Raw genomic sequence first — 9167 nt, 5'->3', positions numbered from 1 at the left:
TTTCAAAGGTTCCAGAAATAACAATATTCTTTTGGATTACAAAGGTACTCACAACTGGAATGGGTGAGGTGTTTTCTGACTATTTAGCTCATCAGCTTGATCCAATCATAGCGGTTGCATTAGCAGGGGTTGGTCTAGCTGTTTCGCTTGTATTACAGTTTTTGGTGAGTAAGTATGTGGCATGGATCTACTGGTTAGTCGTCGTTATGGTCAGTATTTTTGGCACGATGGCTGCAGATGTAGTACACGTTGTAATAGGCATCCCATACCTTATTTCAACGATATTTTTTGCCGTAGTATTAGCTGTCATTTTCATGGTGTGGTATGCGTCCGAAAAAACATTGTCCATACACAGCATCTACACTCGTCGCCGCGAGTTATTTTACTGGCTAACGGTACTAACAACGTTTGCGCTCGGCACCGCAGCAGGGGACATGACCGCAAATTCTATGAACTTAGGATATTTCCCATCCGGCGTCATGTTTACAGTATTACTAGCTATCCCGGCAATCGGATACTGGTTATTCCGGCTGAATAAAATATTTGCATTCTGGTTTGCCTACATCATGACGCGTCCGGTAGGCGCCTCCTTCTCTGACTGGATATCCGTGCCGCAAAGCACCGGTGGTCTTGGTATGGGAAAAGGGTTGGTCAGTCTTGTTATGACCATTATCATTATTGGCTTTGTGTGGTATCTTGCGGTTAGTCGTGTTGATGTGATGGGGGAAGAAGCTAAGGTACAGAAGCGGTAGGTAGTTCAATCGTTCGGTCTATTTGAAAAATGAGGTTATATGGGGATAAGGTTAGGCTTTGACATATAATTCATATAGGGTTGATGGATGGTGCGTGGATGAGTCCAGGCACCCTTATTTTCGTTGTAGCTAGATACGTCATTATTAATCAGACTGTTTTATGATATACTGTGCCTCCTTTCGAGGTCTGTATCGCTTGGTTAAATAATGTATTTTATATTCTTTTTAATAAAGATAGTAATTGTTAAGTAAGAAAAGTGTACATGAGGCCCTTTTTATTTTTTAATAGAACAGAAAAAAATTTTCCGTTCAGGAGTAGAATCGACAAAATTTTTAACTACTATTGTTTAGAATAATATATATCAGCTTGATAGCTGGTGAAATAACAATATTAGGGGGATTACTATGTTTAAAATTATACAAACGAATCAGTATGATGGCTTTTATACTATTGTGTTTACATATAAAGATGAGTGTTTCTTGGCTGCAGGGGAGTATGACAAGAATCAAATCCAGTTACATATTCTGGATTCTATTGATCAAAAAGATATAAAAGAAAATATGCTTAAAACTGATTATATTTGTTATTATTCGTTATTTTACGATGTAGAAGGCCATGAGGTGCTTCAATATATAGAAGAAGTATTATCGACAGGAATACGATTGGATCAAGAACTTGTAAGTTAATAAAATTATACAATTCGAACTCTACGCTTTCTAGTAGGCTGTCGAGAACATCTCGACAGCGATTGTTTTTTTTCTATTTCTTCATCTAATCACCATCACCGATCTACTCTCTATTCAAAGATGTAGTTTCTAAATGAGTACCAAAAACGATAGTTTTTAATATTATCATTCTAATCTATATTTTATACCTTAAAATTTTAATGAAAAATTCCTGTCCACACCCACAAAAAAACAGCCATCCCATCTAATCTGGGCTGACTGTCTTCTATTACAAATTCCTAAATTAATTCCTTTTAAAACCCTTCCCCTTTCTCCCATGACTCCACAATATAATGTGCGGTCTGAGGATCAATCCCTTTTCCAAGTAAGTAAGCAATTGCTGCGACTTCTGTCATCGCGTGGGGGACAGATGTTTTTTGTGCTTCGTTTAGTCCGTATTGGACCCAGGGGCGAATGGCTTGCATAACAGGTGCTTTCCATGATTGGTACTGCGTTCCGACTGCTTGCTGCGCTAGCTGATGCGGTGGTTCTACTGGCATTTGACCTTGATAGCCGGGATATTGCTGTCGCGGATAAGGCTGACCTTGATATGGCTGTTGTGGGTATTGCTGCGCAAAACGAGGATCTACCGGATACATTGGTTGTTGTTGCATGTGTTTTCCTCCTTCATTATGAAATACTTCATTGTATGGGCAGACGAGAAAAGGTGTGACTCCCGTTTCGTTCATGGTAGTATAGATGATAAGTAGGTGATAGTATGGAACAATTAATAGAAGAAACGATTCAATTTGTGAAGGATTGTTTAGAAGGTGATGCGAGTGGTCATGATTGGTACCATATTTCGCGTGTACATAAAGTAGCAAGGCTTCTTTGCGAGAAGGAAGGAGGCAATCTTTTTATTATTGAGATGGCAGCTCTTCTTCACGATGTCGCAGATGAGAAGCTGAATGAAAGTGAAGAAATAGGTCTTCGCCGCGTGAATGATTTTTTATATCCGCGGGTCGGCGAAGAGGACCGCATACATATTCTATCGATTATTCAAAATATGTCCTTTAAAGGCGGTCATGGTGGTCAACTTGATACAATCGAAGGGAAAATTGTGCAGGATGCTGACCGTATCGATGCACTCGGTGCGATTGGAATTGCGCGCACCTTTGCGTACGGTGGTTCAAAGGGAAGACTCATGTATGATCCAGCGGTTCCGCCGCGCCTGCATATGACGAAGGAGGAGTACCGCAGCGGAAATAGCACGTCGCTAAATCATTTTTATGAAAAATTATTTAAGCTAAAAGACTTAATGAATACGGAAGCAGCACGGGAGCTTGCAAATGAGCGACATGCGTATATGAAGCAGTTTGCCGAACAATTTATGAAAGAGTGGAATGTAGAACGATGAAAATGTTACAAGTTGAACAATTAGCAAAGTCATATGGAGTGAAGCCGTTATTTCATGATGTTACGTTTAGCATTGAAGAGGGACAACGGATTGGTGTAATTGGGGTGAATGGTACAGGAAAATCAACCTTGCTAAAAATTATTGCATCTACCGAGCAAGCAGACGAAGGAAACATTAGTCATACTCGTGATTATACGATTAGTTATTTGGCGCAGCAGCCTGATTTCAAACGAGATTTGACTGTTTTAGAGCAGGTCTTTTACGGTGAGACACCTTTAATCCGGTTGCTTCGCGAATATGAAACGTCCCTTCTTAATCTAGAGAAAGACCCAACGGGCGAATTTGCGCAGCAAGCACTGTTTGATGTGCAGCAGCGAATGGATGCGATGAATGCGTGGGAAGCGAATGCGAGTGCAAAGGCGCTACTTACAAAGCTAGGCATTCACGATTTTACCGTAAAGGTAGGAACGTTATCCGGGGGACAAAAGAAGCGCGTTGCGATGGCACAGGCACTTATTCAAACACCGGATTTGCTTATTTTAGATGAACCAACGAATCATCTTGACCATGAAACAGTAGAATGGTTAGAGGAATATTTGTCCCGGTATACAGGCGCCTTGCTTCTTGTTACGCATGATCGGTATTTTCTTGATCGCGTTACGAATCGTATGTTTGAACTAGATAATGGAAACTTATATAGTTATGAAGGAAATTATGCTGCGTTCTTAGAAGCGAAGGCGATTCGCGAGGAAACGGATGCAGCGAGAGAACAGAAGAATCAAAACCTATTTCGCAGAGAGCTTGCTTGGATTCGGCGCGGGGCACAGGCTCGTTCAACGAAGCAAAAGGCGCGGATTCAGCGCTTTGAAGAGCTTGAAAAACGGGATCGCCCGAATATGAAGGAGCAAGTTGATATTTCCATTAGCGGTAGCCGTCTTGGAAAGAAAGTTATTGAACTAAAGGAAGCAACGAAGATGTTTGATGACAAGCTAGTACTGGATCATTTTAGCACCATTATTAAGCCTGGTGATCGCATTGGCATTATTGGCCGAAATGGGAGCGGGAAATCGACGCTTTTGAACTTGTTTGCACGGAAGCTTGATCCCGATAGCGGAGAAGTGGAAATTGGTCAAACCGTAAAGATTGCATACTACACACAAGAAAATGAGCATATGGATGAAAAGCAGCGGATGCTGGATTATATTAAGGAAGCGGCAGAGGTTATTCATACGACGGACGGAAAGGTTCTTAGTGCTTCGCAAATGCTAGAGAGATTTTTATTTATTCCGAGTTCGCATGGTACACCGCTTGGCAAGCTTTCAGGCGGTGAAAAGCGGAGATTGTATTTGCTTCGCCTGTTGATGGGAGAGCCGAATGTCCTCTTACTTGATGAACCAACGAATGATTTAGATACGCAAACGTTGACCGTATTAGAAGATTATTTAGACGAATTTCCGGGCGTCGTCGTTACGGTATCGCATGACCGTTATTTTCTCGATAAGGTTGTCGATCAATTATTCGTGTTTGAAGGAAATGGGAAAATTGACCTCTATTTTGGAAGCTACACGGATTATTTAGAGAAGAAGAAGGAAAAACAAGGACTGGCTAAGGAAGAAACAAAGGAAAAGAAAGTAGCAGTAGAGCAGCCAAAGCAAAGAAAGCGTAAACTCTCGTATCATGAGCAACGGGAATGGGAAACTATTGAAGATACGATTGCGGCGCTTGAAGAAAAATTGGAAGAAATTTCATCACAGCTAGAATCGGTCGGTTCCGATTTTGAAAAGGCGCAGCAGCTGACGGATGAGCAGCAGGAAACAGAGCAAAAATTAGAGGCAGCGATGGAAAGATGGGAAGAGCTATCGGAAATCGTAGAAGGTCTAAAATAAGTTCTCTTGAACTTTAAATGAAAACAACGTAAACTTGTAACAGAAACCTTTTTAGGAGGGATTTGGATGAGAACGAACAACCCGATGTTAAGAGAAGATACGTTGCAAAATGCTTCGGCAAGCAGTGAAGCGATGACGATTAATGGGGCTGTAGGGAAAACCTTGATTATGCTTCTATTACTCGTGGCAACCTCTATGTATTCCTATGTGCAAGTGATGAATCATAAGATGAACATTTCGGTTATGATGGGTGCTATGATTATCGCGGCAATTGTCGCAATTGCTACAACCTTTGTGCCAAGAATTTCCCCTGTAACCGCTCCAATTTATGCAGCAGTAGAAGGGATTGTTCTTGGATCTGTTTCAGCTATGTTTACATTGCAAGCTGGAGATTCAATCGTCCTTCAAGCTGTATTGCTTACCTTTGCGATTTTGTTTGCTATGCTTATTTTGTACGCTACCCGCATTATTCGTGTAACGGATAAATTTCGTATGGCTGTGCTTTCGGCTACACTAGGCGTCGTGATTTTGTATGTAGGTACTGCGGTGCTCCATTTATTTGGCGTACAAGTTCCGTTTTTGCACGATGGTGGTACGGTTTCCATTATCGTAAGTGCGATTATTATCGTCATTGCTTCGTTAAATCTTGTTCTCGATTTTGATTTTATTGAAACAGGAGCAAGCCAGCGCGCACCAAAATATATGGAATGGTACGGGGCATTAGGTTTAATGCTTACGCTTGTATGGTTATATTTCGAAATTTTACGTTTCATTTCTTATTTTACAAGAAATGATTGATGGAAACATAAATGGGGTCGTCCGCTACAAGTGGGCGGCCTATTTTTATGTGTAGCTTTTTAATGGTTATGGAAAGATTTTCGTAGTATAATGATGGGTAAAAAGATTGAAAATTCGTTATTTTCGGATGGGAAGGAAGTTACAAATGATTGTATCACTTGAACATGTTTCATGGAAAAGGGAACAGGAATGGATTTTAAAAGATGTGTCTTGGCACATACAAAAAGGGGAGCACTGTTGCTTAGTCGGATTAAATGGATCGGGTAAGACAACACTTTTGCAAATGATTAACGGCTACATTTGGCCTACAGAAGGAAAAATTCATGTTCTCGATTTTACATATGGTCATGTAAAGCTTGCAGACGTTCGCAAACGAATTGGCTGGGTGAGTACGTCACTGCAACAACGCTTTCATGGTGATGAATTGACGGAAGAAGTCGTTCTAAGTGGTGTTTTTTCAACAATTGGTTTGCACGATGAAGTGAACGAAACGGATTTGCAGCGGGCAGCAGAACTGCTGTCGACTCTTCACTGTGAATCCTTGATTGGCAGATACTTTGCTACGCTTTCACAAGGACAACAACAAAAAATATTGATTGCGCGAGCACTTATGGCCATACCTGAGATTCTTATTCTGGATGAACCATGTACTGGGCTAGATGTACTTGCACGGGAACAGGTGCTAGCTATGATTGAGGACATTGCAAAACAGGAGAATGCCCCAACCCTCATTTATGTTACGCATCACATCGAAGAAATTTTACCATGCTTTACTAACACGCTTTTGTTAAAAAAAGGAGAAGTATATGCATCGGGCAAGACAGAGGAATGCTTAACAACAGACAGATTAACCGACTTTTTTGAAGTGCCGATCGAAGTCGTGCAGCAAGGAGATCGAAAGTGGCTGATGCTGCAAAATAAATAAAAAAAGACCGGAATAGCTCACTGCTGCTCCGGTCTTTCAGTATTATTTAAAGAATTTTGCACGTGTTTCTAAAGATTGGAATTCTTTATCGTTTGCAGGAGCAACCGGTTTACCGAACGGCATTTGTGCAACAAGCTTCCAGTTAGCTGGTACATTCCATTCTTTACTTACTTCATCGTCAATAAGTGGATTGTAATGTTGCAATGTTGCACCAAATCCTTCGACTTCAAGAGCAGTCCAAATCACGTATTGAAGCATACCGTTAGATTGTTGTGCCCAAACTGGGAAGTTATCTGCATATAAAGCGAATTTTTTTTGTAAGTTTTCGATAACGTCTGTGTCTTCAAAGAAAAGTACTGTACCATAACCGCCACCAAAGGCATTCATTTTTTCTTCTGTTGGGCCAAAGTTTGCAGTGGGAACGACTTTGCGCAATGTTTCTTTTGTGATATTCCATAATTTATCACTTTGTTCTCCTAGTAGTACTACTACGCGTGAACCTTGTGAGTTGAATGCAGATGGTGTATATTTCACTGCATCTTCAATTACTTCTTGAATTCTTTCATCGGATACAACTACATCTTTGCTAATTCCGTAAAAGGAACGTCTGCTTTTTACTGCTTCAAAAAATTCTTTTGTCATCGTTATGTACCTCCGATTAATAAAATACATTTCACTTTTATTGTAACGTATCAATTTACTAATTTCAATTTATCTGCTTATTATTCTTAAGTTAACGATTAATGTATAGTGAATGTTTGAAGGATAAAAATTTTTAACTTATGAAAAAGAAAAACATAGTAGGATTTTCTATAAGTCTTTTATGAAAATAGACAAAATAACTACATCATTTCTCCAATTTCCTAATTTTTCTTTATCCCTATCTACCCTATACAATGAACAAAACGAGGATAGGGGGAATGGTTATGATTAATCGTGTCGTATTAACAGGTAGATTAACGCGTGATCCAGAATTACAATATTCGAAGCAGGGGCTACCCTACGCGAAAATACGAATTGCTGTCAACCGTAATTTTAAAAATGGAAATGGTGAGCAAGAGACAGATTTTATTGATTGTACGGTTTGGCGTAAATCAGCTGAAACCGTGACGCAATATTGTAAAAAGGGTTCTTTGATAGGTATAACGGGTCGTATTCAAACGAGTAGTTATACAAATCAGGAGGGGAAACGAATGTATCGAACTGATGTTTCTGCTGAGAATGTTACGTTTTTGGAACGTAAAAAGGAGAATGCTTCTTTGTAGGTAGTCTGTTTTGCCTCGTGCTACACTAAAGGAAACACATTTGTAAAGGGGAGAGAAAGTTGAAAATTAAGGCCATTGAACCTACACCAAGTCCAAATACAATGAAGGTGCTCCTAGATGAAGAACTTTCATTAGGAACACGTAATAATTATAGTAAGGAAAATGCACATACAGCTCCCGCAGTCATTCAATCCATTCTTACCATAGAGGGTGTAAAAGGTGTCTATCATGTGGCTGATTTTTTAGCAGTTGAAAGAAATCCTAAATACGATTGGAAGTTCATCTTACAAAATGTTCGCGCTGTTTTTGGCGAGACAGAATCCGTAGAGGCAAAGGAAAAGGTATCTCATTTTGGGGAAGTAAAGGTATTTGTACAAGAATTGTATGATATTCCGATGCAAGTGAAGCTAACAGACGATGAGAAGGATCAACGATTTGGACTTCCAGATTATTTTAAAGCATCCATTATGAAGCTACAATTTGCAACGCCTAACGTGGTAAAGGAAAGAAAGTGGTCTGAGAAAGGAACTCGTTATGGGGAGTTCGATGAGATTGGCCAAGAGGTGGTTGATGAACTTACAGCAGCCTTTCCTGAGAAACGCGTACAATCGCTTGTAGACGAACTGCTGCAACAGTCTACTAATCAAGAAATAACGGTAAAGGAGAGAGAATCGTTTCAAGTTACAATGGACATGATGGAAGATCCGGATTGGAAAATTCGTTATGCTGCTTTAGAGCAAATGAATCCAAGTGAACAAGATATTCCTGTTCTTGAAAGAGCAATAATAGATAAAAAAGTGTCAATTCGCCGTCTAGCGACTGCCTATTTAGGAATGGTAAAAGGGAATGAAGTATTACCTATACTATTTCGTGCATTAAAGGATAAAGCAGTGAGCGTACGCAGAACGGCTGGTGATTGTATATCCGATATTGGGGCAAAAGAAGCGATCCCAGCGATGATTGAAGCACTTACAGATTCCAGTAAGCTAGTACGCTGGCGTGCGGCCATGTTTTTGTTTGAAGAAGGGGATGAAAGCGCAGTTCCAGCCTTGAAAATAGCCGAGCAAGATCCTGAATTTGAAGTTGCGATGCAAGCACGACTTGCGGCTAGCCGCATCGAAGGCGGCGAGGAAGCGAAAGGATCTGTTTGGAAACAAATGACGCAGTCACGTAGCACGGATGCATAAACTTTGTAATTATCTGCAGTCTCATTTTGCAAATGGAGCGTATCATGATAAGATGAATGATAACCATGTTTAAAGGAGAATTTTATATGAATGCTTACGAAGAATATATGAAACAAGTAGTAATTCCTATGCGTCAAGAGCTTGTAACAGCTGGATTTAAAGAGCTTACCACTTCAGAATCTGTTGAAAATTATATGGAGGAAGCTACCGGAACGACACTTGTTGTTGTGAATTCTGTTTGCGGCTGTGCAGCTGGTCTTGCTCGTCCTGC

General features: G+C 40.3%; 11 protein-coding genes. 9 read left to right on the top strand and 2 right to left on the bottom strand.

What is annotated here, in order from left to right; all coding sequences use genetic code 11:
• Both AC11ZT_RS01120 and AC11ZT_RS01115 read left to right on the top strand, forming a co-directional pair.
• A partial coding sequence (locus AC11ZT_RS01120; protein WP_484057844.1) for a COG4705 family protein occupies positions 1-752 on the top strand: 752 nt, incomplete at its 5' end.
• Positions 753-1157: 405 nt separating this feature from the next.
• Complete coding sequence (locus AC11ZT_RS01115; protein WP_484057843.1) at positions 1158-1439, top strand: hypothetical protein; 282 nt, start codon at positions 1158-1160, stop codon at positions 1437-1439.
• Positions 1440-1732: 293 nt separating this feature from the next.
• Here the strand turns inward: AC11ZT_RS01115 and AC11ZT_RS01110 are convergent, their stop codons facing one another.
• Positions 1733-2092: a hypothetical protein gene (locus AC11ZT_RS01110; RefSeq protein WP_484057842.1), complete on the bottom strand. Its 360-nt coding sequence runs from the start codon at positions 2090-2092 to the stop codon at positions 1733-1735.
• A 104-nt stretch (positions 2093-2196) separates the two neighbouring features.
• Here AC11ZT_RS01110 and AC11ZT_RS01105 point away from each other — a divergent pair, with 104 nt between their 5' ends.
• The 4 genes from AC11ZT_RS01105 (at position 2197) to AC11ZT_RS01090 (ending at position 6444) form a co-directional block, all read left to right on the top strand.
• The gene (locus AC11ZT_RS01105; protein ID WP_484057841.1) at positions 2197-2835 is read left to right on the top strand and encodes an HD domain-containing protein; all 639 of its coding nucleotides are present in this window, start codon (positions 2197-2199) and stop codon (positions 2833-2835) included.
• Positions 2832-4721, top strand: a complete 1890-nt coding sequence (locus tag AC11ZT_RS01100) for an ABC-F family ATP-binding cassette domain-containing protein (protein WP_484057840.1) — start codon at positions 2832-2834, stop codon at positions 4719-4721. The genes AC11ZT_RS01105 and AC11ZT_RS01100 overlap by 4 nt, the downstream gene beginning before the upstream one ends.
• A 66-nt stretch (positions 4722-4787) precedes the next feature.
• Positions 4788-5519, top strand: coding sequence for a Bax inhibitor-1/YccA family protein (locus AC11ZT_RS01095; protein ID WP_484057839.1), 732 nt, complete (start codon positions 4788-4790; stop codon positions 5517-5519).
• A 145-nt stretch (positions 5520-5664) separates the two neighbouring features.
• Positions 5665-6444, top strand: a complete 780-nt coding sequence (locus tag AC11ZT_RS01090; protein WP_484057838.1) for an ABC transporter ATP-binding protein — start codon at positions 5665-5667, stop codon at positions 6442-6444.
• Between the two features lie 42 nt (positions 6445-6486).
• Here the strand turns inward: AC11ZT_RS01090 and AC11ZT_RS01085 are convergent, their stop codons facing one another.
• Positions 6487-7086, bottom strand: coding sequence for a nitroreductase family protein (locus AC11ZT_RS01085; RefSeq protein WP_484057837.1), 600 nt, complete (start codon positions 7084-7086; stop codon positions 6487-6489).
• 284 nt (positions 7087-7370) lie between these two features.
• On the opposite strand from AC11ZT_RS01085, the gene ssb reads away from it, so the two are divergent.
• The 3 genes from ssb to AC11ZT_RS01070 form a co-directional block, all read left to right on the top strand.
• Positions 7371-7709, top strand: coding sequence for a single-stranded DNA-binding protein (ssb, locus tag AC11ZT_RS01080; protein ID WP_484057836.1), 339 nt, complete (start codon positions 7371-7373; stop codon positions 7707-7709).
• A gap of 59 nt (positions 7710-7768) precedes the next feature.
• Complete coding sequence (locus AC11ZT_RS01075) at positions 7769-8896, top strand: conserved virulence factor C family protein (protein WP_484057835.1); 1128 nt, start codon at positions 7769-7771, stop codon at positions 8894-8896.
• Positions 8897-8982: 86 nt separating this feature from the next.
• Positions 8983-9167, top strand: a 185-nt coding sequence (locus AC11ZT_RS01070) for a BrxA/BrxB family bacilliredoxin (RefSeq protein ID WP_484057834.1), incomplete at its 3' end; no start/stop codon positions are given.

The sequence above is a fragment of the Ectobacillus sp. genome, assembly GCF_056992975.1.
Note: the sequence above shows the minus strand (reverse complement) of the source record. Positions and strands in the feature narration are given on the sequence as shown.